Below are 1,030 nucleotides of genomic sequence, written 5' to 3' on the forward strand. Positions count from 1 at the left end.
CCCCCCCGGGCCCCCCCGGGCCCCCCCCCCGCCCCGCCCCCGCCCCCCCCCCCCCCCCCCCCCCCGGGCCCCCCCCCCCGCCCGCGACCCGGTACTCCGCGTGGCGGGCCACCGACCACGGCGTGCCCCTGAACCCCGGTGGGCTCGACCGGTCCGCAGCGCGCACCCTGGTCGACGCTGCGCTGGGCCGGCTCGTGGTCGGTGGCGGTGGTGACCCGGAGCCCGTCGAGCTCGCCCCGGACGAGGCAGTGGACCTGCTGGCCTCTTACGGCGTGCCCGTGTGGCCGAGCGAGGTCGTGCTCGACGTCGATGCGGCCGTGGCCGCCGCCGAGCGCGTGGGCTGGCCGGTCGCGCTCACGGCGATGAACCCGGCCCTGCGGCACCGGGTCGACCTGGGTGGGGTGCGGCTCGACCTGCCGAACCCGACCGCGCTGCGTGAGGCGATGGCGGCCGTGCGGGTGCAGCACCCGGAGGCCGGCCCGTGGCGGGTGCAACGGATGGCACCGACCGGCGCATCGTGCGTGCTGCGCTCGACCGAGGACCCACGGTTCGGTCCGGTGGTGTCGTTCGGCCTGGCCGGTGACGCCGTCGACCTGCTCGGTGACATCAGCTACGGCGTCGCGCCGCTGTCCGACGCCGACGTCGCGGAGATGGTGCGGTCGGTGCGCACCGCGCCACGCCTGTTCGGCTACCGCGGCCTGCCCGAGCTCGACGTGCCCGCGCTCGAGGACGTGCTCGCCCGGCTGGCCGTGATGGCCGACGACCTGCCCGACCTGCGCAGCGTCGAGCTGCACCCGGTGGTCGTCGGTCCGCACGGGGCGGGCGCAGCCGTGCTCGCCGCCTACGTGCAGGTCGCACCGGCCGGTCGGGTCGACACCGCGCGCCGGTCGCTGCCCGGCTAGCTGTAGTTCCTCGTGAGGTTGTGAACGCGGTCTGAGGGGACGGCGCCGCCGATGCCGGTGTGGGGTCGGTGGTGGTTGTAGTGGTGTAGCCAGGCAGGGTAGGCCGCGGCGCGGGTCTCGTCGCTGGT

The 1,030-nt window shown here is 77.0% G+C and carries 2 protein-coding genes; one reads left to right on the forward strand and one right to left on the reverse strand.

Annotated features, from left to right (window positions below; translation table 11 throughout):
- Positions 1-122 precede the first annotated feature (122 nt).
- Complete coding sequence (locus OEB99_RS19405) at positions 123-902, forward strand: acetate--CoA ligase family protein (protein WP_263578956.1); 780 nt, start codon at positions 123-125, stop codon at positions 900-902.
- On the opposite strand, the gene OEB99_RS19410 is transcribed toward OEB99_RS19405, so the two are convergent.
- Positions 899-1,030 (reverse strand): integrase core domain-containing protein (locus OEB99_RS19410; RefSeq protein ID WP_263578960.1); only part of this gene is annotated, 132 nt, incomplete at its 5' end. The genes OEB99_RS19405 and OEB99_RS19410 overlap by 4 nt on opposite strands.

The sequence above is a fragment of the Actinotalea endophytica genome (assembly GCF_025717005.1).
In the GTDB taxonomy this organism is placed as follows: domain Bacteria; phylum Actinomycetota; class Actinomycetes; order Actinomycetales; family Cellulomonadaceae; genus Actinotalea.